Origin of the sequence: Phenylobacterium sp., assembly GCF_036501465.1 — a bacterium.
In the GTDB taxonomy this organism is placed as follows: Bacteria; Pseudomonadota; Alphaproteobacteria; order Caulobacterales; family Caulobacteraceae; genus Phenylobacterium.
This window is the reverse complement of sequence record NZ_DASYAF010000064.1, coordinates 21,179-44,595: the sequence shown is the minus strand read 5'-3', so window position 1 is coordinate 44,595 and position 23,417 is coordinate 21,179. Positions and strand designations below refer to the sequence as shown.

General features: G+C 69.7%; 19 protein-coding genes. 11 read left to right on the top strand and 8 right to left on the bottom strand.

Translation table 11 applies throughout. The features are described 5' to 3' along the window. The first annotated feature begins 109 nt into the window (after positions 1-109). On the top strand, positions 110-331 hold the full coding sequence (locus tag VGL85_RS06665) for a hypothetical protein (protein WP_331587292.1): 222 nt from the start codon (positions 110-112) through the stop codon (positions 329-331). Between the two features lie 55 nt (positions 332-386). On the opposite strand, the gene VGL85_RS06660 is transcribed toward VGL85_RS06665, so the two are convergent. From VGL85_RS06660 to VGL85_RS06645, 4 genes are all read right to left on the bottom strand, one after another. Beyond that, positions 387-1,595, bottom strand: coding sequence for a CehA/McbA family metallohydrolase (locus VGL85_RS06660; protein WP_331587290.1), 1,209 nt, complete (start codon positions 1,593-1,595; stop codon positions 387-389). A 184-nt stretch (positions 1,596-1,779) separates the two neighbouring features. Then, a complete protein-coding gene (locus tag VGL85_RS06655) occupies positions 1,780-3,180 on the bottom strand; it encodes a M28 family metallopeptidase (protein WP_331587288.1) in 1,401 nt (466 codons plus the stop codon). 111 nt (positions 3,181-3,291) lie between these two features. Next, on the bottom strand, positions 3,292-4,716 hold the full coding sequence (locus tag VGL85_RS06650) for a bifunctional diguanylate cyclase/phosphodiesterase (RefSeq protein WP_331587286.1): 1,425 nt from the start codon (positions 4,714-4,716) through the stop codon (positions 3,292-3,294). 68 nt (positions 4,717-4,784) lie between these two features. Next, positions 4,785-5,627 carry an AraC family transcriptional regulator gene (locus VGL85_RS06645; RefSeq protein WP_331587284.1) on the bottom strand — a complete coding sequence of 281 codons (843 nt, stop codon included), beginning with the start codon at positions 5,625-5,627 and terminating at the stop codon, positions 4,785-4,787. 163 nt (positions 5,628-5,790) lie between these two features. Here VGL85_RS06645 and VGL85_RS06640 point away from each other — a divergent pair, with 163 nt between their 5' ends. Further along, on the top strand, positions 5,791-7,299 hold the full coding sequence (locus VGL85_RS06640; protein ID WP_331587282.1) for a serine hydrolase: 1,509 nt from the start codon (positions 5,791-5,793) through the stop codon (positions 7,297-7,299). A 211-nt stretch (positions 7,300-7,510) separates the two neighbouring features. Here the strand turns inward: VGL85_RS06640 and VGL85_RS06635 are convergent, their stop codons facing one another. After that, positions 7,511-8,752 (bottom strand): PQQ-dependent sugar dehydrogenase, encoded by a 1,242-nt coding sequence (locus tag VGL85_RS06635; protein WP_331587280.1) that lies wholly within the window; start codon positions 8,750-8,752, stop codon positions 7,511-7,513. A gap of 170 nt (positions 8,753-8,922) precedes the next feature. Beyond that, positions 8,923-10,170 carry a dicarboxylate/amino acid:cation symporter gene (locus VGL85_RS06630; protein ID WP_331587278.1) on the bottom strand — a complete coding sequence of 416 codons (1,248 nt, stop codon included), beginning with the start codon at positions 10,168-10,170 and terminating at the stop codon, positions 8,923-8,925. 149 nt (positions 10,171-10,319) lie between these two features. Between VGL85_RS06630 and VGL85_RS06625 the strand changes: the two genes are divergently transcribed. The 7 genes from VGL85_RS06625 (at position 10,320) to VGL85_RS06595 (ending at position 21,112) form a co-directional block, all read left to right on the top strand. Continuing rightward, complete coding sequence (locus VGL85_RS06625) at positions 10,320-11,774, top strand: AMP nucleosidase (protein WP_331587276.1); 1,455 nt, start codon at positions 10,320-10,322, stop codon at positions 11,772-11,774. A gap of 185 nt (positions 11,775-11,959) precedes the next feature. Next, positions 11,960-13,480, top strand: a complete 1,521-nt coding sequence (locus VGL85_RS06620) for an ATPase domain-containing protein (protein ID WP_331587274.1) — start codon at positions 11,960-11,962, stop codon at positions 13,478-13,480. Continuing rightward, positions 13,470-15,134 (top strand): response regulator, encoded by a 1,665-nt coding sequence (locus VGL85_RS06615; RefSeq protein ID WP_331587272.1) that lies wholly within the window; start codon positions 13,470-13,472, stop codon positions 15,132-15,134. Before VGL85_RS06620 ends, VGL85_RS06615 begins: the two co-directional genes overlap by 11 nt. Before the next feature lie 113 nt (positions 15,135-15,247). After that, positions 15,248-17,542 carry a TonB-dependent receptor gene (locus tag VGL85_RS06610; protein ID WP_331587270.1) on the top strand — a complete coding sequence of 765 codons (2,295 nt, stop codon included), beginning with the start codon at positions 15,248-15,250 and terminating at the stop codon, positions 17,540-17,542. Positions 17,543-17,596: 54 nt separating this feature from the next. Further along, a complete protein-coding gene (locus VGL85_RS06605; RefSeq protein ID WP_331587268.1) occupies positions 17,597-18,373 on the top strand; it encodes a tyrosine-protein phosphatase in 777 nt (258 codons plus the stop codon). A gap of 14 nt (positions 18,374-18,387) precedes the next feature. Beyond that, on the top strand, positions 18,388-19,560 hold the full coding sequence (locus VGL85_RS06600) for an alanine--glyoxylate aminotransferase family protein (protein ID WP_331587266.1): 1,173 nt from the start codon (positions 18,388-18,390) through the stop codon (positions 19,558-19,560). Positions 19,561-19,648: 88 nt separating this feature from the next. Continuing rightward, positions 19,649-21,112: an MFS transporter gene (locus tag VGL85_RS06595; RefSeq protein ID WP_331587264.1), complete on the top strand. Its 1,464-nt coding sequence runs from the start codon at positions 19,649-19,651 to the stop codon at positions 21,110-21,112. Positions 21,113-21,173: 61 nt separating this feature from the next. Here VGL85_RS06595 and VGL85_RS06590 read toward each other — a convergent pair whose 3' ends face one another. Beyond that, positions 21,174-21,728, bottom strand: coding sequence for a TadE/TadG family type IV pilus assembly protein (locus tag VGL85_RS06590; protein ID WP_331587262.1), 555 nt, complete (start codon positions 21,726-21,728; stop codon positions 21,174-21,176). Beyond that, positions 21,710-22,297: a TadE/TadG family type IV pilus assembly protein gene (locus VGL85_RS06585; RefSeq protein WP_331587260.1), complete on the bottom strand. Its 588-nt coding sequence runs from the start codon at positions 22,295-22,297 to the stop codon at positions 21,710-21,712. Before VGL85_RS06585 ends, VGL85_RS06590 begins: the two co-directional genes overlap by 19 nt. 275 nt (positions 22,298-22,572) lie before the next feature. Between VGL85_RS06585 and VGL85_RS06580 the strand changes: the two genes are divergently transcribed. Further along, positions 22,573-22,749, top strand: a complete 177-nt coding sequence (locus tag VGL85_RS06580) for a Flp family type IVb pilin (protein ID WP_331587258.1) — start codon at positions 22,573-22,575, stop codon at positions 22,747-22,749. A gap of 141 nt (positions 22,750-22,890) precedes the next feature. Then, positions 22,891-23,400, top strand: a complete 510-nt coding sequence (locus VGL85_RS06575; RefSeq protein ID WP_331587255.1) for an A24 family peptidase — start codon at positions 22,891-22,893, stop codon at positions 23,398-23,400. The last annotated feature ends 17 nt before the right edge of the window (positions 23,401-23,417 follow it).

Sequence of the window (23,417 nt, the reverse complement as noted above, 5' to 3'; positions counted from 1 at the left end):
ACGCCAAATGTGCGAGTTCGGTCGCGGTTGTAACCTTCTGGTTGCATTCCGCGCTTCGGTGGGCAAGCTGGCCTACAGGTGAGTCGCTTTGGACCAGCGGGGATCCCAATTGCCTCGATTCATTCTGGAATTCGGCGCCCCCTCGGGCGCCCCCTTTGACGGAGTTGGGGATAGGGAGCAGCACGAACTGGACGCCGAGACCGTAGAGGAAGCCAAGGTGAAGGCGGCGATCCTCTATGCCGGCGCGAGTTTCAAGCGTTCTCCGCCCAACAGCTATCGGATCGTCTGTTCCGCAGGGACAGAGGTCTATCGCTTCCCGGAAGCGGGCTAGCCGCCGGACCCCCAACAGGCGCCGCGGCCGCCGGCTCGGTCCCCGAGATACAATTTTAAATTGTACTGACTTGATCGGCGCGCCCAGGTGGCCAGATCAGAAGCCGGGGTCGAAGTTGAAGCAGATGGCGTTGGAGAGCGCGATCATCCGGCCGCTGAGCTTCATCGAGCCCGGGACCTGCGGATAGGGCGTCGGCGGGCCCTCGACCTCCAGGCGGTAGTAAGGCGCGCGCGGTGGTCGGCGGCGTGTCGGTGAAGCTCACCTCGGGCCTGGCGCCGGGCACGGTCAGTTCCTGGAACTTCGCCCCGTCCTTGATCACGCGGATGGTGTAGGTCCCGGCGGGATCGGCGGCGCCGACCAGCCGCACACGGAAGGTCACCGGCCGCCCGGTGGGCTTGACGTTGTCGCCCTGCATGGCGTCGGCCTTGCCGTCGTCGTTCAGGTCGGCGGTGAACTCCACGCGCGGCGCATAGGGGTTGGCGCTGATCGAGACCCGGCCGTGGGTCAGGGCGTCGACCACGGCCTGGCGGGTGCGGGCCTTGGCGAACACCCAGGTGGTGGGCGTGTCGACGTTGTTCTCCGGCGCCTGGTAGCTGAGCCGGGTGGCCTGTTCGGGGGTGTCGGGCGTCCCGTGGTGGCTGTCGCTGCCGCCGCGGCAGGGCATCTTGCGCCCCGACTTCAGCATGTCGTCCCAGATGTGCATGTTGATGGTGTTGTTGGCCCAGACCGCCGAGTTCCAGCACTCCACCGAATCCACGAAGTCGTAGGAGAAGGCGAAGGCGTCGTGGGTGCCCGGATGGTTGGCCGACAGGTGGACGCCCAGCCGCTTCTTGACCTTGGCGATCTCGACATCGCGGTCGTCGGCCACGTCGTAGAGCGCCTGGTGATCGTAGGGGACCGCCGAGATCGCCGTGCCGTGGCCGCGGTGGGTGGTCCATTCGGCCCCGTAGAGCAGCAGCATCTTGTCGGAGCGGTACTCGGGGTCGGCCCAGGTGTTGTGGGCGACGTCGCCGTGGACGTGGTTGTCGTGGTCGCTGATCAGCAGGTAGTCCATGCCCGCCGACTCCGCGAGCGCCAGGATCTTGCGCAGCGGGTTGTTGCTGGAGTCGGTGCTGTGGCGCGAGTGGATGTGCAGGTCGCCCTTCAGCCAGACGCCGTCGGTGAGGCTGCCCTGCGGTGGGATCTGCGCCGGCGGCTTCCAGGGCCGGGCGTGGGCCGCCGTGGCCGAGGCAAGGATGGCGGCGGCCAGGATCAGTGCGCGCATGTGGCTTCCCCCGATGATCCCCGCAGAAAGAACACCTTGATGTGTCATCCCGGTTTCGGCGCAGCCGAAGACCGGGACCCATGGACTTTCGGATCCAGGATCGGGAGCGGCGTGATCACGTCTCCATCTCGCAGTTCATGGGTCCCGGACAAGCGCTGCGCGCTTTCGGGGATGACACCCGGGATTACTTCTCCGGCCGCCCGCCCGGCGCCCATTGCGGGCGGAAGGCGCTGTCGGCCAGCCAGGCCACCGGCTCGATCATCGCCTGGATCGCGCCGGCCAGGAACGGCAGGTCGATGTTGGCGACGGTGTCGGTGGGCTGGTGATAGGTGGGCGGCGTGGTCCAGCCGGCGACGGTGTGGGCGACGACCCCGGCCTGGGCCAGCGGGAAGTTGTCCGAGCGCTCGAAGTAGTGCTGGTCGGGATGGGTGTCCGGGCTCACCGGCGCGCCATGGGTTTTCAGGCCCGCGAACAGGTCCGAGCGCTCCGAGCCGGTCACGAACAGCGATCCCTTCGCCAGCTTGGGGTCCTGCAGGCCGATCATCTCGAACTCGATGTTGGCCGCCACCTCGCCAAGGGGGACCACCGGATGGGCGGCGAACCAGGTCGAGCCGAACTTGCCGATCTCCTCGCTGCCGTAGCCGATGAACAGCACGCCGCGGCGCAGGGGATGGCCGGCGGCCTTGCGCGCGGCGAGCGCGCGGGCGAGCTCGATCACGCCCACCATGCCCGAGGCGTCGTCGTTGGCGCCGTGCATCACCACCCCGCCGCGGGTCACGCCCAGGTGGTCGAGGTGGGCGCTGACGATCACATAGCCGGCCTTGGGATCGCGCCCGGCCAGGTAGCCGATGGCGTTGGTGGTGACGCGGGCCTCTCGGGTCAGGCCGTCCAGGGTCACCGCGAGCTGCGGCGCCGCGCCGGGCTTGGACATCCGCTCGGCCAGCCGGTCGAAGGCCTCGGCCGGCAGGGTGGCCACCGCGGTCCCCTCCGGTTCGGTCCCGGCCAGATAGGCGGCGATCTCCGGGTGGCCGCCCTGGATCCGGTCGAGCCCGCGGGTCAGCAGGCTTTCGCGCAGGATCAGCAGCTTCACGTGCTTGGAGAGCGCGGTCTGGCCCAGGGTGAGCGGCGAGGCGGGCGAGGCGGCCAGCACGATGTCGGCGGCGGGCATGGCCAGCACGTCGGGCGAGGTGAAGAGGGTCGCGGGCCCGCTCACGCCCCGGGCCGCGCCCATCAGCAGGGTGGCGCCGGCGACCGGCCGGCCGTCCACGCTGAGCGTCGCCGGGCCATCCAGCCGCGGGCGGACGACATCGGCGGTCTGGAAGAAGCCCGCCTGGCCGGGCGCGGGCGTCAGGCCGAAGCTCTCGAACTGCGCGGCGACATAGGCCGCGGCGATGGCCTCGTCGCGGGTCGCGCTGCCGCGGCCCTGCAGGGCGTCGCCGGCCAGGAAGCCTTCCTCGGCGGCCACCCAGCGCGGCTGGACGACCCAGGGCCTGGCTGCGGGTTTGGGCGCGGCGGACGCCGGCTGACCAGCGGCCATCGCCGCCAGGGCGCAGGCCAGCAGGAACTTCGGGAGCAGGTGGGTCATGGTCGCCTCTGTCGCGCCGGACGGTGGTCCGGACTGAGGCGAAGGATGCCGGGCGGCGGCGGCGAAGTGTTTGGCGGCGGCTTTCGGAAAGCTTGGGATTTCCTTGCGGCGTCAGCGCCGCGCGCGCCGCAGCGTTTCGACGGTGAGCGGCGGCGCCTCCGGCAGCGGAATGGCCGGGGCGGAGAGCCGGGCTTCCATGGCGTCGGCGGCCATGGGCCGGGCGAAGTAGTAGCCCTGCATACGGTCGCAGCCGGCGGCGCGCAGGAAGATCGCCTGGGCCTCCTCCTCGACGCCCTCGGCGACGATCGAGACGCCCAGGGCGCGCGCCGCGTGCAGCATCGAGCCCACCAGCTTGGCGACGCGGGGGTCCTTGGCCACGCCGTCGATCAGCGAGCGGTCCAGCTTCACGGTCTGGATCGGCAGGTGCATCAGGGCGCGCAGGTTGGAATAGCCGGTGCCGAAGTCATCCAGGGCGATGGAGACGCCCTTGGCGTTCAGCCGCTCGATGTGGCGGCGCGCCAGCGCCAGGTCCTGCAGCAGGAAGGTCTCGGTGATCTCGACGGTGAGCGCGGTGGCGGGCAGGCGGGTGGCGGCCAGCCGGCCGATCAGCTTGCGCGAGAAGGCGGGGTCGAGAAGGTCGCGCGGCGAGACGTTGAAGGCGACGGTCTCGATCAGCCCATCGGCCACCCACGCCGCGGCGCGTTCGCAGCCGGCCTCGAACACCGCCGCGTCGATGCGCCCGATCAGCCCCAGCTCCTCGGCCATCGGCACGAAGGCGGCCGGCGCCAGCAGGCCCTGTTCGGGATGGCGCCAGCGGGCCAGCACCTCGACCCCCATGATCCGGCCGGTCGCACTGTCGACCACCGGCTGGAACCAGGGCTCGATCTCGCCGGCCGGGATGGCGCGGCGCAGCTCGGCCTCCAGCGTGCGGCGGCGCTGGTTCTCGGCGCGCAGCTCGGCGTCGAAGGCCGACCAGCGACGGCCGCCCTGCAGCTTCACCCGGTAGAGCGCCATGTCGGCGAAGCGCTGCAGGTCGCCGGCGTCTGTGGCGTCGTGCGGGTAGACCGCCAAGCCCACCGAGGCGCCGGGCGAGACCTGGCGGCCATAGATGGCGTGCGGCAGGGTGAGCAGGCGCACCAGGCGCTCGGCGCGGACCAGCGGGTCGCAGGCGCTCGGCCCACCGAGCGGGCAGATCAGAGCGAACTCGTCGCCGCCCAGGCGCGCCACCAGCTCGCCGGGCTGGGCGTCGGCGCGCAGCCGCTCGCCGATCTCTGCCAGGAACAGGTCGCCGGCGTGGTGGCCCAGGCTGTCGTTGAGGTGCTTGAAGCGGTCCAGGTCGACGACGAAGAGCGCCACGCGGCCGCCGTCGCGCCCGGCGCGCTCCAGCCCTTCGCAGAGCGCCGAGGTGAAGGCGCCGCGGTTGACCAGGCCGGTCAGGCTGTCGGTCTGCGCCAGGCGCAGCGTCAGCTCGCGCTCGGACTCGAGCTCGGCCACCCGGGCTTCGAGCTCGGTGATCTTCGGGGCGCGTTCGGACACGGGAAGCGGCGGCCTTCTGGCGACGGGAGTGCTGCCGTCCAGTTACCGCCCGCGAGGCGAATCCCCCGTTAAGCGACGTGGTTGACGAGAGGTGTGCGCGCGACGGCCGGGCTGGAGAGTTCGAGCCGCGCGGCCCGGACGGCGCCCGGCGTGCGTCCGAGCAGGCGAACGAACACCCGGTTCATGTGGCTCTGGTCGCAGAACCCCGCCTGGACGGCGACGTCGGCGAGCGGCGTTTCGGGGTCTTCGAGCAGCATGGCGGCGGCCGCCACGCGACGGCGGCGGACCGCCTCGCCGAGCCCTTCGCCGCGCCACTGCCGGTAGGCGCGGACCAGCCAGGGCCGGCTGACGCCGAAGCGGGCGGCGAGCGCGTCCAGGCGCCCGGCGCCGTCCTGCGCGGCGGCCAGGGCCTCGACTTCGTCCAGCCAGGGCGGCCCCGGGCGGCACGACGGCTGCCCCAGCGCCGATCTCAGGAAGGCCTCGGTCATGGCGAAGCATCGCTCGCCGCCCGCGCCCGACAGCCAGGCGCGGGCCAGCCGGTTGGCGCGGCGGCCCACCTCGCCGCCGATCCAGCGGCGGGCGCGGCGCGGGTCCGGGCGGCCGTCGAGGATGGGCTTCAGCCGGTCGGCGTCGAACTCCACGATGACCGTGACCAGGCCCTGCGCGCCGATCGCCATGCGGTGCTCGGAGCCGGCCGGGAAGAACATCGCCGCGGGGCCGCCGATCGCCGCCTCGCCGTCCTCGTCGCATTCGCGGTAGCCGCCCAGCATGTGCAGGGCGAGGTAGGGATTGGCGTGGACGTGGGCCGGCACCGAGCGCCCGGCGCCCAGCACGGTCAGGCTCGCGATCGCATCCGCGTTGCGGGCCAGTTCTTCGGCGACGTCGTGGATCTTGCCGAGCTTTCCGGGCATGGGCGGAGCTTACAGCCACGCTGGCGCCAGCCACGTTTCTTTTTTGTAATCATGAGGTTGGCGCGGTGCGTGCGGCCGCATCGCAACGCCGAATCGTCCAAGACAGCGCCGCCGATCCATGGGATCTGACGGGTCTGGCTTAGAACGATAGGAGCGTCATCCGATGCGATCCTTCCTACGATTCCCAGCCAGGCTCGGTCTGGCGACCAGCGTGGCCGCCGCCCTGCTCTGCGCCACAGCCGCCGGCGGGCCGGCCGCGAGCGCGCCGCTCAGCGCCGCCGACCGGGCGCACATCGCCCAGATCGAAGCCGGCCTGGTCCCGGCGGTGGTCATCAAGGGGCGGCCCTCACCCGCCAAGACGCTGGCGACACGGATGGCGCAGACCCACGTGCCGGGGGTCAGCATCGCCTTCTTCGACCACGGCCGCATCATCTGGACCAAGGCCTATGGCCTGGCCGATGTGGCCAGCGGCCGGCCGGTGACGCCGGAGACGATGTTCCAGGCCGGCTCGATCAGCAAACCGCTGACGGCGGTCGCCGCCCTCCGGCTGGTGGAGGCCGGCAAGCTCGACCTGGACCAGGACGTCAATTCGCGGCTGAAGGCCTGGAAGGTCCCCGAAAACGCCTTCACGGCGCAGCAGAAGGTCACGCTGCGGCGGTTGCTGAGCCATGGGGCGGGACTGACCGTGCACGGTTACAACGGTTATGACCGGACCGCGCCGATCCCCACGACTGTGCAGGTCCTGCAGGGCGCCCCGCCGGCGAACAGCGCGCCGGTGGTGGTCGACACGGTTCCGGGGACGCGCTGGGCCTATTCGGGCGGCGGCTATGTGGTCACCCAGCTGCTGCTGTCGGAGACCACCGGACTGGCCTTCCCGGACCTGATGCGCCGGGAGGTGCTGACACCCGTCGGCATGACCCATTCGACCTATGAACAGCCGCTGCCCGAAGCGCTCTACGACCGCGCCGCGACCGGCTATCGCCGCAATGGCCAGCCGGTGCGGGGGAACTGGAACGTCTATCCGGAGATGGCCGCGGCCGGCCTCTGGACGACGCCCTCGGACCTGGCCCGCTGGGCGATCGCGGTCCAGCAGGCGCGGGCGGGCAAGGCCCACGGGCTGCTCTCCCCGGCCATGGCGCGCCAGATGCTGTCGCACCAGATCGGGCCCTGGGGCCTGGGCGTCCAACTCACCGACCAGGACGGGAGCCGGCGCTTCGGTCACGGCGGCGACGACCAGGGCTTCCAGAACGACCTGGAGGCCTTCATCACCGGTTCCGGCCAGGGCGTGGTGGTGATGACCAACGGCGACGCCGGGATCGAACTGGTGCCGGAGATCGTCCGCGCGGTGGCGGTGTCCTACCACTGGAAGGCGCTGGAGCCCGAGGAACGCACCCTGGCCAAGGTCGATCCGGCCGTGCTGGCGCGCTACGCCGGGGTCTATTCCATCGCCGGCCTGGCCAATCTGACGCTGAGCGTGAAGGACGGGCGGCTCTACGCCGACGTGCCCCAGCTTTCGCCGATCCCGTTCGAACTGCTGGCCCAGTCGCAGACCCGGTTCTTCGTCCTGGAGAACGGCCTGACGGCGGAGGTCGTCACCGACGCCGGCGGCGCGGTCACCCGCCTCAATGTCGGCGGCCCGTTCGGCAAGTACGTGGCCCAGCGCAAGCCCTAGGGTCCGGACTCAATTCATTTTCAACCGTCATGGCCGGGCTTGTCCCGGCCACCCATAGACACTGCCAGTCGCAAGCGAGATCGCCGCATCTACGCCGCTCTTCATCCGGCGCCATCGGTGCGTATGGGTAGCCGGGACAAGCCCGTCTATGACGTTATATAAGAAAATCAATGCATTGGTTGAGTTTCCAGCCTAGGCGGTCGCCGCGCTCCTATTTCGGCGTCAGGCGCCACAGCGCGCCTGGCGCGGAGTCCTCGATCGCCCAGAGCGCGCCGTCGGGGGCTTCCTCGACGTCGCGGATACGGTGGCCCATCGACCAGCGCTCGGCCGAGGTCGCCGTCGCGCCCTTGATCACGATGCGGTTCAGGGTCCGCGTGCCCAGGCCGCTGACGAAGGCCGAGCCGGTCCACTGCGGGAACAGCTTGCCGTGGTAGAACATCAGGTTCCCCGGATCGATGACCGGCGTCCAGTAGAGCACCGGCTTGGTGACCCCAGGCACGCTGTCGGGGCTGGGGATCGGCACGCCGTTGTAGTTCACGGCATAGCGTTCCAGCGGCCAGCCGTAGTTCTTGCCAGGTTCGATCAGGTACAGGCCGTCGCCGCCGCGCGGGCCCATCTCGGCCTCCCACAGCCGGCCGTCCGGCGCGAAGGCCAGGCCGTAGGGCGTGCGTTGGCCCTTGGTCCAGGTCTCGGCCGGGGTCAGGTTGGGGCCGGGGAAGGTGTAGGTGCGCACCACCGGCGCGGTCTTGGCCTTCTCGGTGTCGGCCGGCGGATCGATGATCGGGATCGAGGCCGCGCCCACCTTGCCGGCCATGGGATTGCCCGGGGCCGGCTTGCCGTCCAGGGTCAGGCGCAGGATCTTGCCGAGCGGGCTGTTGGGATCCTGGGCCGGGGTCATCCGCTGGCGGTCGCCGCTGGTCAGGAACAGGTATTTTCCGTCCGGCGAAAAGGCCACCTGGGCGCCGAACTGGCCGCCCTTGCCGCGCCCGCCGTCGCGCCAGATTACCTTCAGATCGTCCAGGCTGGCCGTCCCCTTGCCGAGCGCGAGCCTGGCCCGCGCCAGCGCCAGGCTGGAGCCGCTCACCGCGCCGGTCGGGTCGGGTTCGGCATAGGTCAGGTAGACGAAATGATCGGCCGCATAGTGGGGCGAGAGGAACACGCCCATCATCCCGCCCTGGCCCTGGGAGAGCGCCTTGGGGACGTTGGCGACCGGCGTCTTCTCGCCTTTCTGGGTGACCAGGAAGACCGGGCCGGTCTTCTCGGTGACCAGCATCCGCCCGTCCGGCAGGAAGGCGATGCGCCAGGGCAGGCTGAAGCTCGCCACCTGGGTCATGGCGAACGGCAGGTCGGCTATCGGCGCCTGGCTCCCGATGTTGGTCTGGGCCCGGGCGAACGGGGCGAGGGCGGCCGTGGCGGCCAGGGCCCCGAGCGCGGTGGCTGTCGCAAGCTTCATGCGCGATCCTTCCCGATCATACCGTCGTGGCCGGGCTTGTCCCGGCCCCCCATAAACGCAGAAATCCGAAAAGAAGAAATCGTTCGGCGCCCGGCTCGCCTATCGAAACCGGAGTCCATGGGTGGCCGGGACAAGCCCGGCCATGACGGTCCAAACCCGCTTGTCGGAAGCTAGATCACGTCCTGCGGCGGCCCGATCCGCTTTTCCCACTTGGCGACCACCGCGGCGGCCACCGAGTTTCCGACCACATTGGTGGCCGAGCGGCCCATGTCCAGCAGGTTGTCCACCGCCAGGATCAGCAGCAGGCCCGCCTCGGGCAGGTGGAAGAAGGTCAGCGTCGCGGCGATCACCACGATGGCGGCGCGCGGCACGCCGGCGACCCCCTTGGAGGTGACCATCAGCAACAGCAGCATGGTGACCTGCTGGGCCGGCGACATGTGGATGTCATAGGCCTGGGCGACGAACAGGGTCGCGAAGGTGCAGTACATCATGGTGCCGGTGAGATTGAACGAGTAGCCCAGCGGCAGGACGAAGCTGGCGATCCGCTTGGCCACGCCCCATTCCTCCAGCGCCTGCAAGGTGCCGGGATAGGCCGCCTCCGAGGAGGCGGTGGAGAAGGCCAGCAGGGCGGGCCCGCGGATGATGGCCCCCATCAGGGCGAGCGCCCGGCGGCCCACGAACAGCACCATGACGCCGATCAGCAGCGCCCAGAGCAGGACCAGCGAGCCGTAGAAGCCGCCGACGAACTTGGCGTAGGTGACCAGGACGCCGATGCCCTGGGTGGCGATGGTGGCGGCGAGCGCGGCGAAGATCGCCAGCGGCGCGGTGCGCATCACATAGCCGGTGACCTTCAGCATGATGTTGGCCACCTGCTCGATGGCCTGCAGCACGATGGGCGCGCGGTCCTCGATGGCCGAGATGGCGGTCCCGAAGAAGATCGAGAAGACGACGATCTGCAGGATCTCGTTGTTGGCCATCGCCTCCACGATCGACCGGGGGAAGATGTGGGTGACGAAATCCTTGATGTTGAACTTGGCGGTGTCGACCGCCGCCTTGGCCGCGGCGCCGGTCTCCGGGACGGCCAGGTGCATCCCCGCGCCCGGCTGCAGGATATTGACCATCACCAGGCCGATGGTCAGCGACACCAGCGAGGCGGTGATGAACCAGCCGAGCGTCTTGATCCCCACGCGCCCGACGCTGGCGCTGTCCTCCATGTGGGCGATGCCGGAAACCAGGGTGGCGAACACCAGGGGCGCGATGATCATCCGGATCAGGCGCAGGAAGACGTCGGTGATGATCGAGAGGTTCTCGGCCACCGCCTTGGCGGTCGCCGGCGCGGCATATTCGTGCACCGCCCAGCCGGTGGCGACGCCCAGCACCATGGCTGCGACGATCAGATAGTTGAAAAGGCGATTCATCGAGGCCCCGGCCGACAGACACAAGCCGCGCTTTGTGGCCGGGAACCGGGCCGGCGTCCATCCTGCGCGTCCGGCGCACAGGGAGCGCCTGGGGGCGATCGCGCCCCGGCGCTCGCCAAGCTTGGCGTGGCGGGGTTATAAGGCCGCCGATGACATCGAAGACAGACGCAGCCGGCATCGTGGATCGGCTGGACGAGGAATACCGCAGGAGCGTTGAGGCCCTGCGGACCGCGCTGAAGACCTTCCTGGACGGCGGACCGCCGCCCGACCCCGCGCTGCGCACCGCCGGCGCCTTCGCCTATCCGGAACTGCGGCTCCACTGGCCAGCCGGCGAGGCCTTCCCGCGCACCAGCCGCGCCTACGCCCGCATCGGCGCGCCTGGCCACTATGCGGTGACGGTGACCCGCCCGTCCTGGTTCCGGGCCTATCTGATCGAACAGCTCAGCCTGCTGATGAAGGACTTCAAGGTCGAGATCGAGGTCGGCCGCTCGCGCCAGGAGATCCCGTTCCCCTATGTGCTGGACGGCCAGGCCGACGCGGCCATGGCCGACATGGGCTCGGCCGAGATCGCCCGGCACTTCCCGACCACCGAACTGGCCTTCATCGGCGACGAGATCGCCGACGGCGCCTGGGCGCACCATCCGGAGTCGCCGCGGCCCATGGCCCTGTTCGACGGCCTGCGCACGGATTTCTCGCTGGCGCGGCTGCAGCACTACACCGGCACGCCGGCCCAGCACGTGCAGCAGTACATCCTGTTCACCAACTACATCCGCTATGTGGACGAGTTCGTCCGCTGGGGCTGCGAGCAGATCAAGGACCCGAACAGTCCGTATACGGCGCTATCGGCGGCCGGCAACGTGCTGGTGGACGCTGACACCAAAGACCCCGAAGCCGTCGTGCAGAACGCCGCCTGGCGCAAGCACCAGATGCCGGCCTACCACCTGATGGCCGAGGGCGGCTCCGGCATCACCCTGGTGAACATCGGCGTGGGCCCGTCCAACGCCAAGACGGTCTGCGACCACCTGGCGGTGCTCCGGCCCCAGGCCTGGCTGATGATCGGCCACTGCGGCGGCCTGCGCGGGTCCCAGACCATCGGCGACTACGTCCTGGCGCACGCCTATCTGCGCGACGACCACGTGCTCGACGAGGTGTTGCCGCCGGAGATCCCGATCCCGCCGATCGCCGAGGTGCAGGTGGCGCTGAACGCGGCGGCCGAGCAGATCACCGGCGAAAGCGGCGAGGTGCTGAAGCGGCGGCTGCGCACCGGCACGGTGGTCACCACCGACGACCGCAACTGGGAGCTCCGCTATTCCTCCAGCGCGCTCAGGTTCAACCAGAGCCGGGCGGTGGCCATTGACATGGAGAGCGCCACCATCGCCACCCAGGGCTATCGCTTCCGGGTGCCCTACGGGACCCTGCTCTGCGTGTCCGACAAGCCGCTGCACGGCGAGATCAAGCTGCCGGGCCAGGCCAACGCCTTCTATGACCGGGCGATCGGCCAGCACCTGCAGATCGGCATCGCCACCATGGACCTGCTGCGCAAGGAAGGCCCCAGGCTGCACTCGCGCAAGCTGCGCAGCTTCGACGAGCCGCCGTTCCGCTAGGTCTGGCGGACGGGCGTCGTCCCTCAAATGCAACCAGCTGAGCCGTAACCCGTTCTGGGACTCTGCCCCGGTGAATCGGGTCCGGCGGCGAGGGGCGTGACGTGCCGAACGCGCCGTCCATGATGGGCGGGCCGCAACCGGTGGGCCGTCCCGGGGGTTTGAACGAATCGGCACGGAGGCTCGGCTTGGCTGACAGCGGCGAGACGGTGGAAGACCTGACGGACGGCGCTTCCGTGGCGACCGGCGTGCCGGGGATGGACTACGTCCTGGCCGGTGGCTACGCCCGCTCCAGCCTGCACGTCATCGAAGGCTCGCCAGGGGCCGGCAAAACCACCCTGGCGCTGCAGTTCCTGATGGACGGCCGCGATCGCGGCGAACGCGGGCTCTACGTCTCGCTTTCGGAGACCCGCGAGGAATTGCTGCGCAGCGCCGAAGCCCACGGCTGGGCGCTGGACGGCGTCGAAATCTTCGAGCTGATGCCGCCGGAACTGACGCTGGATCCCGAACGCGACCAGACGGTCTTCTACGCCTCCGACCTGGAGCTGGGCGAAACCATCGGCATGGTGATGAAGGAGATCGAGCGCCTGAAGCCGCATCGCGTGGCGTTCGACGGCGTTTCCGAGATCCGGCTGCTGTCGCAGACCCCCTTGCGCTATCGCCGCCAGGTGCTGGCGCTGAAGCACTTCCTGGCCGCCCGCGGCTGCACCACCCTGTTCCTCGACGATCGCACCCAGGAGATCGAGGAGACCAGCCTGCACAGTCTGGCGCACGCGGTGGTGCGGCTGGAACAGGAACCGATGGCGTTCGGCGGCGACCGGCGGCGCATGCGGATCATCAAGATGCGCGGGCGGTCGTACCGCAGCGGCTTCCACGACTTCGTCATCCGGACCGGCGGCCTGGTCGTCTATCCCCGGCTGATCGCGGCCGAACATCACAAGGACTATGCGGAGGACGCGCCGGTCGCGACGGGAATCGGCGCGCTGGACCGGCTGGTCGGCGGCGGCCTCGACCGCGGCACCGCGACCCTGGTGATCGGGCCGGCGGGGTCGGGCAAGTCGACGCTGTGCCTGCAATTCCTGCGCGCCGGCCTGGATCGCGGCGAGAAGGCGCTGGTCGTCTCCTTCGACGAGAGCCGGCGCGTGCTGCTGAAGCGGGCCGGCGGCGTGGGCGTCGACCTGGCGGCCTACGAGGCCAAGGGGTTGCTGGCCCTGGAGCATGTGGACCCCGCCGAACTGGCGCCCGGCGAACTGTCCGGCATGATGCGCCGCCATGTGGAGGACGGCGCCTCCATCGTCATCCTGGATTCCCTGTCGGGCTATCAGAACGCCCTTCCGGGCGAGAACTTCCTGGCGCTCCAGATGCACGAGCTGCTGACCTATCTGGGCCAGCAGGGCGTGCTGACCCTGGTGGTGCTGGCCCAGCACGGCATGGTCGGCCAGATGCAGACGACCGTCGACCTGACCTACATCAGCGACAATGTGCTGCTGCTGCGCTTCTTCGAGGCGCGCGGGCAGATCCGCCGGGCGCTTTCGGTGATCAAGAAGCGCACGGGCGGCCATGAGACGACGATCCGCGAATTCATGATCGACGGCCAGGGGCTGCAGGTGGGCCCGGTGCTCGACAAGTTCCAGGGCGTGTTGACCGGTGTCCCGTCCTTCGCGGGGGTGTCGGAAGCTCTCCTCGAGGCGCGAGCGGATGACGCTTGAGCGTGGCCCCGACCCGCTCCTCGTGCTGGCGACGACCGGTCGCGATGGAGCGGTGATCTGCGGCATCCTCGGGACCGCGGGCGTGGCCTGCGAAACCCTCAACGATGTGAGCGAATCCGGGCTGGACCTGTCCCGCGGGGCCGGGCTGATCGTCGCGCAGGAAGCGCTGGACGGCCACGGGGCGGACGGGCTGGAAGCCTGGCTGTCGCGCCAGCCGCCGTGGTCGGATTTCCCGGTGATCTACCTGCGCACCCGCAACGCCCCGGTGACCCAGGTCGGCCAGGCGGCGATCGCGCGGCTGGGCAATGTGACCATCCTGGAGCGGCCGCTGCACCCGACCACCCTGCTCAGCGCGGCGCGCTCGGCGGTCCGCGCCCGGACCCGCCAGCGCGAGGCGGAGGTGGCCGCCGACCTGCTGGAGCGGCGGGTGGAGGAGCGCACCAGCGAACTCGCCGCCGCCAACCGCCAGCTCCTGTCGGAGATGGTCGAGCGGGAAAAGGTCGAGGCCACGGTGATGCGCATGCAGCGCCTGGAGGCCGTGGGCCAGCTCACCGCAGGCGTGGCGCACGACTTCAACAACCTGCTCACCGTGGTGCTGGGCAATCTGAGCCGGCTGGAGCGCGACGCCCGTCCCGACGACCGGCGGCGCCTGGAGATGATGCGCATCGCCGCCGAGCGGGGCGCCAAGCTGACTGGCCAGCTCCTGGCCTTCTCGCGGCGCCAGAAGCTGGAGCCGAAGGCGGTGAACCTCAACGAGGCGATCGACAGCCTCTCGGACCTGCTGCGCAGCACCATCGGCGGCGGCATCGCGCTGGAGACGCGGCTGGAGCGCGGCCTGTGGGCGGCGCTGGTCGATCCCACCCAGATCGAAATGGTCATCCTGAACCTGGCCATCAACGCGCGCGACGCGACCCCGCTGGGCGGCAAGATCCAGGTGGAGACGGTCAACGCGCGCCTGCGCCGCCCGCGCACCCGGCCGGAGGACCCGGAGCCCGGCGACTATGTGGTGCTGAGCGTCCGCGACACCGGCGCGGGCATGGACGCGGTCACCCTGGCGCGGGTGTTCGAACCGTTCTTCACCACCAAGGGCGTGGGCCGCGGCTCCGGCCTCGGCCTGCCGCAGGTGCTGGGCTTCGCCAAGCAGTCCGGCGGCGGCGTGCGCATCCAGACCCGGCCGGGCGAGGGGACGACGGTGCGGGTCTACCTGCCGCGCGCGGCGACGCCGGCGGCGACGCTGAAGCCATCGCTGGTGGCCGAGCGCCTGCAGGCCGCCGATCCCGGGGCGGTCATCCTGCTGGTCGACGACGACAACGCCGTGCGCGAGACGACCGCCGGGATGTTGCAGGACCTGGGCTTCAAGGTGCTGCAGGCCGGCAGCGGCGGGGCGGCGCTGGACATCCTGGACCGCGGCGGGCGGGTCGACCTGATGCTGCTGGACTTCGCCATGCCGGGCATGACCGGGGCGGAGGTGGCCCGCGCCGCGGCCGTCAAGCGCCCGGGCCTGCCGGTGCTGTTCGTCACCGGCTACGCCGACCTGGCGGCGATCACCCACGTGGACGAGCATCACGTGATCCGTAAGCCGTTCGAGGAGCGGGAGCTGGCGAACCGGCTGGCTGGGGTGCTGGCGGAAGGGGCGGGCTTCGGCGGTGGCTGACGCCTTACCACACGTTCATTTGACTTACCGCGTCAGCGCTGGGACCTGAGGGGGTCCCGCACGGCGAAGCTGGCCTCCCACCAGGCCGCCCGCGAGGCGCCTTGGGGAGTTGCATGGCTTACAGGCGTATCTGGTTCGCGGGCGCGGCGCTCGTGCTGCTGCCCGCGACGGCGCTGGCGCAGCAGACCTCCACCGAATCCGGCCCCGCGCCGGCGGCGCAGGCCGCTCCGGCGAAACCCGCGCCGCCCAAGGCCCAGCCGGCCGCCAGGCCCGCCCCGCCGGCGAAGGGCGCGCCGCCGGTGAAGACCGTCGACGAGGTGACGGTCAACGGGGCGGTCCCGGACGTGCAGGTCTCGATCGACAAGAAGAGCTACAACCTCGCCAAGGACCTGCAGGCCACCACCGGTTCGATCGCCGACGCCCTGCGCAACCTGCCGGCCGTGGAGGTGGACCCGCAGGGCAACATCTCGCTGCGCGGCGACCAGAACGTCACCATCCTGGTGGACGGCAAGCCGTCGCCCGCCTTCGACGGCAAGGACCGCGCCGACGCCCTGCAGCAGCTGCCCGCCGACCAGATCGAGCGGGTGGAGGTGATCACCAACCCCTCGGCGGCGCTGAACCCGGAGGGCACCGGCGGGGTGATCAACCTGATCACCAAGACCAGCCGCGGCGGCGGCCTGACCGGCTCGACCTATGCCACAGCGGGCAGCGCGGGGCTGAAACGGGCCGGGATCAACCTCGGCTACAACACCAAGACCCTGGCGGTGACGGCGGCGGTTTCCAGCAACTACCAGCACAACAAGAACCACGTGACCGACGAGCGCGACGGGCTCGATCCCATCAGCGACCAGTTCCTGAAGAACTTCGACAAGAGCCAGGGCCGCAACCTGGCGCGCGGGCCGAATGCGCGGCTCAGCCTGACCTGGACGCCGCAGGACCGCGACCAGTTCACGTTCGCGACCAGCTACGGCTTCTTCCTGATCCAGGGCCATCCGGACGATCTCTACACGGACGATGGGCCGAGCGGGACGCCGGTCTCGGAGTTCGAACACTCGGGCCACCGGCGCTATATCGAGACCACCGAGAGCGTCTCGACCGGCTGGCGACACACCTTCGCCGAGGGGCACGACCTCTCGGTCGACGCCGTCTACAACGTCGACCTGGAACGCGACCACACGCTGTTCTCGACCCTGCCGATCATTCCGCAGACCCCGGTCCCGCTGGAGCTCATCCGCGACGACTACAGCCAGCACCACGCGGAACTGCGCGTCGCCTATGCGCAGAAGCTGTGGGGCGGGGCGCTGAAGGCGGGCTACGAGCTGCGCCACGAGGACAACGACGCCAACTATGCCGACGCCCAGGGGCCCGGGCCTGAGAGCCTGGTCCCGGTTCCGGCCCTGGCCAATCACTTCGTGTTCGAGCAGCTGGTGAACGCGGTCTACGCCACCTGGCAGAGGGGCTTCGGCAAGCTCGACGCCCAATTCGGCCTCAGGGCCGAGGATGTGACCTTCGAGCTCGCCCAGCTGACCAGCGGTCAGCGCCCCAGCCAGCACTACGAACGGGCCTATCCGAGCCTGCACCTGGGCTACAAGCTGGATGACGACCGCAGGCTGACCGCCAGCTACAGCGTCCGCGTCCAGCGGCCGCCGACCGTCTTCCTGAACCCGCTGATCTATTTCGAGGGGCCGCAGGACGCCCAGGTCGGCAATCCCAACCTGAAGGTCAAGGAAGTCGAGATCTACGAGCTGGGCTACGACCAGAAGGTCGGCCAGCAGGACCTGCAGGCGAACGTCTACTTCCGCAACGCCCGCCACGACTTCGCCCAGGTGCTGGTCGACCTGGGCGGCGGGCGCTTCGAGTCCAGTTTCGGCAACTTCGGCACGGCCGAGGCGGCGGGCGTCGACTTCACCGCCAGCGGCAAGCTGACCGCGACCCTGAGCTACAACCTGACGCTCAGCCCCTACTGGTACAAGGTCGACGCCGGCAACCTGGCCACCTCGATCGGCGCGATCACCCTGTGGGGCTCGAGTGAGCGGGGCACGCTCAACTGGCAGGCCACGCCTGACGACGCCCTGCAGCTCAATGTGCAGGCCAACGGCCGGCGCGTGCAGGCCCAGGGCTATTTCGAGCCGTTCGTGGTTCTCAACGCCGGCTGGCGGCACAAGATCAACGACCGGCTGAGCGCCACGGTCACCGCCCAGGACCTGGGGGATTCGACGCGGTTCCGCCGCGACCTGTCGACCTCGGCGCTGGTCGAGCACCTGGCGGTCCACCCGGTTTCGCGCGCGGTGATCTTCCGCCTCGACTACCGCTTCGGCGGCGGCGCGGCCAAGGCCAAGACCCCCGACTTCGACTACGGGAACGGCGGCGGCGGCCCAGGGCCGGGCGGTCCAGGGGGACCAGGTTAGGGGGACCGGGTTAGGCGGCTCGATCCGGGCGGCGACTCCGGCTAGTCAGCGGCCATGTCCCGGCACATCGACTTCGACGGCATCGAGAACTTCCGCGACTTCGGCGGCTATGAGACCCGACACGGGCGGCCGCTGAAGACCGGGCTGCTCTACCGCTCGGCCAACCACGCCTACGCCACCGAGGCCGACCTCCAGCGAATGCGCGAGATGGGCCTGGCGGCGATCATCGACCTGCGCCGCTCAGAGGAGCGGACGCGCGAGCCGAACCGGCGCTGGGACGGCTTCGATGCGGCGGTGATCGAAAACGACATCGTCTCGGATCACGCAGACTGGGCGGTGATCATGAAGGACCTGACCGAGATCACGCCCAAGTGGTTCTACGAGGACTGCATGGGCTACTACCGCCGCGCGCCCTATGAGCCGCGGCACATCGACCTCTACAGTCGCTATTTCCGCGAACTTGCCGACGGACGCGGGCCGATCGTCGTCCATTGCGCGGCGGGCAAGGACCGCACCGGCCTGATCTGCGCGCTCACCCACCATGTGGCCGGCGTCAGCCACGACGACATGATGGCCGACTACCTGCTGACCAACGACGAGGCGCGCCAGGCGCGGAAAATGGATTTCCTCGGCCCCTGGATCGAGAAGCAGGTGGGTCTGGTCGCGCCACGCGAGGCGCTGAAGGTCGCCGTCTCGGTCAACGCGGACTACCTGGAGACCGCGTTTGCGGTGATCGAAACGCGGGACGGCAGCCTGGACGCCTACCTCGAGCGCACGCTGGGCGTGGACGCGGCCATGCGCGAGCGGCTACACGCCCGACTCCTCGCCTAGCTTCGGACGTCCCCATGCAGAGCTTCCAGCCGCCCCGCCGCATCCTGATGGGGCCCGGCCCCTCCGACGTCAGCCCCCGGGTGCTGGCGGCGCTGGCCCGGCCGACCATCGGTCACCTGGACCCGCAGTTCCAGGCGCTGATGGAGGAGATCAAGGCCGCCCTGCAGCGGCTGTTCAACGCCCCGGACCACGCCTGCGTCCCGCTGCCCGCGCCGGGCACGGCAGGCATGGAGGCGGCGATGATGAACCTGCTGGAGCCGGGCGACCGCTGCGTGGTGGCGGTGAACGGCGCGTTCGGCGGGCGCATGGCCGACATGGCCGGCCGCGCCGGAGCCACGGTCGTCACGGTCGATCACGACTGGGGCCAGCCGGTCGACCCGGCCCGGGTCGAGGCCGCGCTTTCCGAGGCGCCGACCAAGGTCCTGGCCTTCGTCCACGCCGAGACATCGACGGGCGCGCGCAGCGATGCGGCGAGCCTGTGCGCCGTGGCGCGCCGGCACGGAGCGCTGTCGGTGGTCGACACCGTGACCTCGCTGGGCGGCATCGTGGTGGACGTGGCCGGCTGGGACGCCGACGTGGTCTATTCCGGAACCCAGAAGTGCCTGTCGGCGCCGCCGGGGCTGTCGCCCATCGCCCTGTCGAAACGGGCGCAGGCGGCGATCTCCGCGCGCAAGGAGAAGGTCCGCAACTGGCTCCTCGATTTCAACCTGCTGATGGCCTACTGGGGCGGTGAAGGCGGGCGGACCTATCACCACACCGCCCCGATCAACGCGCTCTATGGCCTGCACGAGGCCCTGGTCGCCCTGTTCGAGGAGGGCCAGCAGGCGGCGATCGTGCGCCACGCGAAGATGCACGAGGCCTTCCTGGCCGGCATCGAGGCCGTGGGCCTGTCGCTGCTGGTGGCCGAGCCGCACCGCCTGCCGCAGCTCAACACTGTGGTCGTGCCGGACGGGATCGACGAGGCGGCGGTGCGCGCCCATGTGCTCGCGGCCTGGGACCTGGAGATCGGCGCCGGTATCGGGGCGCTGAAGGGCAAGGTCTGGCGCATCGGCCTGATGGGCGCCTGCGCCACCCCCTGGCACGTGCGGCTGTGCCTCACCGGCCTCTGCGACGCCCTGGCGGCGCAGGGCATGGCCGTGGACGCCAAGGCGGCCCTGGCTGCGGCGGAGGCGAAGCTGGGCGCCTGAGGCTTTCTCCGCCTAGCTTCGGGCGCAAATAACCGTCAACGTCTCCTCCAGACCGCAGAAAACGCGGCGCCGGGAGGACGATCAGTTGGTGGAATCCACGCCCGCGGAGGCCCTGGGCCCCGCTTCCGTCGCCGACATGCCCATCGAGGCGGAACTGGGCGGCAGCGCCAAGCTGAATCGCGGCGGGATTTCCTGGTCGATCTTCGAAGGCGGCCGCGACCCCTACGTCATCCTGATGACGATCTTCGTCTTCATGCCCTACGTCTCGGCGACCATGGTCGGCGACCCGGTGAAGGGGCAGGAGATGATCTCCGCGCTCCAGCAATATGTCGGCTGGACGGTCTTCGCGACGGGGCCGTTCCTGGGCGCCTCGATCGACAAGCTGGGGCCGCGCAAGACCTGGCTGGCGGCCACGGTGATCTGCATGGTCCCGCTGATCGGCGCCCTGTGGTTCGCCAAGCCGGATCTCACCGGCCTGTCGATCATGGCGACGCTCGGCATCCTCTATTGCGTCAACGTGCTCTTCGCCTGGTCGGAGATCCTGCACAATTCCATGCTGATCCGCGCGGCGGGGCTGAAGGGCGCGCACGCCGCCTCGGGCCTGGCGCTGTCGCTGGGCAACGCCGCCTCGGTGATCGCGCTGGCCTTCACCGCCTGGGCGTTCGCCCTGCCCGGCAAGGTGGCCTGGGCCTGGGTGCCGAGCCATCCGCTGTTCGGCCTGAGCGCGGCCAGCCATGAGCCGGAGCGGGTGGTGGCGATCCTGGCGGCGGTCACGCTGGCGGCCGGCTCGATCCCAATCTTCCTCTTCACGCCGGATGCGCCGAAGACCGGCGTGCCGATGCTGCGCGCCTTCAGGGAGGGCGCGGCGGATCTTTGGGCCATGCTGACGACCGTCCGGCGCTATGGCGACGCGGTGGTCTATCTGTTCTCGCGGATGTTCTTCTTCGACGGCATGAACGGGGTGCTGTTCTTCTACGGCGTGCTGGCGGCCGGGGTGATGAAGTGGGGCCCGCTTGACCTGCTGGCCAGCGGCATCGTCGGCAGCATCATCGCCACCTTCGGCGGCCAGGTGGGCCGCTGGCTGGACCACGGGATCGGGCCGAAGAACGCACTGCGCCTGGAGATCTTCATGACCATCCTGGCGCTGACCGGCCTGCTGGGCATGGCGCCCGACAAGATCCTCTACTTCTGGCACTACGACGCGGCGGCGCATGCGCCGGTGTGGGCCGGGCCGGTGTTCCGCACCCTGCCCAGCCTGATCTTCCTGGTGATCGGCTTCACCAATTCGATCTTCATCACCGCCCAATACGCCTCCGCGCGGACGGCGCTGACCCGACTGACCCCGCCGGCCCAGACCGGGGCCTTCTTCGGGATCTACGGGCTGTCGGGCGTGGCGACGGCCTGGCTGGCGCCCGGCTTGGTGAACATCGGCACGCGGGTGACGCACAGCCAGCAGGGCGGCTTCGCGAGCATCATCCTGCTGCTGGCCCTGGGCCTCGTCGGCCTGCTGTTCGTGAAGGGTGGCGGGCGCAAGATCGACGCGCCCCAGTAGGCCCGCCCCGGACCTTGCCGGCGACAGACCTTGCCGGCGACAGACCTGGCCGGCGACGGACCTAGCCGGCGATCAGGGCCACCGACGGCGAGCGGCGCGGCCGCAGATAGAAGGTCGAGGTGAAGGTCAGGGCGTTCGGCAGCACCACCTGAAGGGGCGAGGTGTAGGAATACTGTACGTCGGCCATCACCACGCTGTCGCCGGGCGTCAGGAGGTTGTTGGGCACGGTCACGGTGGCGTTGACCGCCAACGCCGTGAGGCCCTGGCCCTTGCTCCAGGCCACCTTGGGCACCGCGTTGTTGTCGGCGACCACGCTGGTGATGCGCATCTGGAGCGGCCCCGCCGCGAAGGGGCTGAGGATCGCCCCGCCCACGGTGAAGATGTCGCCGACGTTGCTGTTGGTCACCTGCGGAGTCTGGGAGACCAGGTCGGCGATGACCGAGGCCACGTGCGAGATCCGCCGCTGGGCCATCAGCGCCATGGTGAACTCCGCCAGGCCGAAATAGAGCAGCACCATCACCGGCGCGATCAGGGCGAACTCCACGGCCGCCATGCCGCGCGCGTCGCGGGCCCAGCGGATGAAGCGGCGGAGCGGGGTCAGGTGAGCGGTGGGCATCCGGAGGCTCCCTGGGGCGGGTTGTTATTGAACGGCTCGTTGCGGAAGGCGGTGGTGGAGGTGATCAGCCGCTGGGTCGCGCCCAGGTTGGCGAGCGCGTTGTTCAGGAGCGGCGTCATCAGGGTCCACTGGTAGTAGGCCCGCACCAGGACGATGTCGGTCGGCTGGCCTGGCTGGAAGCAGAAATTGGCGGCCGCGGCGTTGGCGGGCGTGAGCGTCGAGGCATTCGCCAGGTCAGCGAAATCCGCGAAGGTCCGCACGTCGAGGAAGATGTTGGCCGCGCACTGGGACTGCAGCCAGCCCATGTTCGAACAGACCAGGGTCTTGAATCCCGGCAGGCCGCCGCCGGCGACCTGGAACTGGCCGGTGCGGATCTGGCGCGACGAGACCTGCATGGCGCTGTCCAGGCTGATCGAGACCATGAAAACCAGCGCCAGCTCCAGCACGCCGAAGATCATCAGCATGAGGGGCAGGCTGATCAGGCCGAACTCCACCGCCGTCACCCCGGCTTCGGCGCGGGCGAAGCGCGTGGCGAGGTTGCGGAGGCGGGCGATGGGGTGGTTGGGCACGGCGGTCTCTGACGATGCTGACGCCAATCTACGCTTCCGTGGCTAACTCAGGTTTAATGAGTATCCTTCCTATGATCTTTACCTCGAATACTGCGTAAAGAAACCCGTGGTTAATACAATTTAAGGATTAAGATCAATTCACCAAACAAAATCAGATTGTTTGCCGATCTGTTTACTGCCGATTAAGCGAGACCTGCGAACTTGATGCGGTACTCAGGGCGAGCAGGCCAACGGCTTGAAGCCCGCCAAGACTGCTCGCTTAGAAGGAGATATGCATGTCTAAGTTTGTCACTCGTTTCCTGAAGGACGAGTCCGGCGCGACCGCCATCGAGTATGGCCTGATCGCCGCCCTCGTCGCGGTGGTGCTCGTCACCGCCCTGACCGCCCTCGGTGGTCAGCTGTCGACCACGTTCAATTCGGTCGCCGACTCGCTGAAGCCGAAGGGTCCGTAAGCCCGGCTCCAGTCCGAACCCAAGGAAACCCCCGGCGGGAAACCGCCGGGGGTTTTCGTTTGTCCGCGGGTCGCCTTTCGGCGGCCCGGTGAAACCCTCCGTTCATCGACGCGCGCGATGCTGCGCGCCTCGGAGTGCGCGATGATCCATCTGTTCCAGACCCTGCTGCTGCTGGCCTTCCCCGCCCTGGTGATCACCGCCGCGGTCAAGGACCTGACCAGCTACACCATCCCCAACTGGATCGCGGGCGCGCTGATCGCGGCCTTCGCCATGGCGGCGCTCGCCTTCGGCCTGCCGGCGGGAACGATCGGCGTGGACGTGGCGGTGGGCGCAGCCGCCCTGGCGGCCGGCATGATCATGTTCGCCCTGCGCTGGATCGGCGGCGGCGACGCCAAGCTGTTCGCTGCGGCGGCGCTGTGGCTCGGGCTCGGCCCGTCGATGAGCTACATCTTCTACACGGCCCTGTCCGGCGGCCTGCTGGCGGTGGGCCTGATCGCCCTGCGCTCGGCGCCGGCGCGCGCCATCCTGCCGCAAGGGCCGGCCTGGTTCGCCCGCCTGGCCGAGCCGGGCGCCGCCGCGCCCTATGGCGTCGCGATCGCCGTGGGCGCGCTGGCCGCCTTCCCCCTCTCGGCCCTGGTCGCTCGCTACTGAAGGGCCTAGTTAGAGGA

What these genes read in the sequence shown, in the direction of transcription:
- VGL85_RS06600 (WP_331587266.1), top strand. Translation starts at nt 18,388, where the DNA reads ATGCAGAGCTTCCAGCCGCCCCGCCGCATCCTGATGGGGCCCGGCCCC.
- VGL85_RS06635 (WP_331587280.1), bottom strand. Translation starts at nt 8,752, where the DNA reads ATGAAGCTTGCGACAGCCACCGCGCTCGGGGCCCTGGCCGCCACGGCC.
- VGL85_RS06615 (WP_331587272.1), top strand. Translation starts at nt 13,470, where the DNA reads ATGACGCTTGAGCGTGGCCCCGACCCGCTCCTCGTGCTGGCGACGACC.
- VGL85_RS06590 (WP_331587262.1), bottom strand. Translation starts at nt 21,728, where the DNA reads ATGCCCACCGCTCACCTGACCCCGCTCCGCCGCTTCATCCGCTGGGCC.
- VGL85_RS06645 (WP_331587284.1), bottom strand. Translation starts at nt 5,627, where the DNA reads ATGCCCGGAAAGCTCGGCAAGATCCACGACGTCGCCGAAGAACTGGCC.
- VGL85_RS06575 (WP_331587255.1), top strand. Translation starts at nt 22,891, where the DNA reads ATGATCCATCTGTTCCAGACCCTGCTGCTGCTGGCCTTCCCCGCCCTG.
- VGL85_RS06655 (WP_331587288.1), bottom strand. Translation starts at nt 3,180, where the DNA reads ATGACCCACCTGCTCCCGAAGTTCCTGCTGGCCTGCGCCCTGGCGGCG.
- VGL85_RS06605 (WP_331587268.1), top strand. Translation starts at nt 17,597, where the DNA reads ATGTCCCGGCACATCGACTTCGACGGCATCGAGAACTTCCGCGACTTC.
- VGL85_RS06625 (WP_331587276.1), top strand. Translation starts at nt 10,320, where the DNA reads ATGACATCGAAGACAGACGCAGCCGGCATCGTGGATCGGCTGGACGAG.
- VGL85_RS06580 (WP_331587258.1), top strand. Translation starts at nt 22,573, where the DNA reads ATGTCTAAGTTTGTCACTCGTTTCCTGAAGGACGAGTCCGGCGCGACC.
- VGL85_RS06660 (WP_331587290.1), bottom strand. Translation starts at nt 1,595, where the DNA reads ATGCGCGCACTGATCCTGGCCGCCGCCATCCTTGCCTCGGCCACGGCG.
- VGL85_RS06610 (WP_331587270.1), top strand. Translation starts at nt 15,248, where the DNA reads ATGGCTTACAGGCGTATCTGGTTCGCGGGCGCGGCGCTCGTGCTGCTG.
- VGL85_RS06630 (WP_331587278.1), bottom strand. Translation starts at nt 10,170, where the DNA reads ATGAATCGCCTTTTCAACTATCTGATCGTCGCAGCCATGGTGCTGGGC.
- VGL85_RS06640 (WP_331587282.1), top strand. Translation starts at nt 5,791, where the DNA reads ATGCGATCCTTCCTACGATTCCCAGCCAGGCTCGGTCTGGCGACCAGC.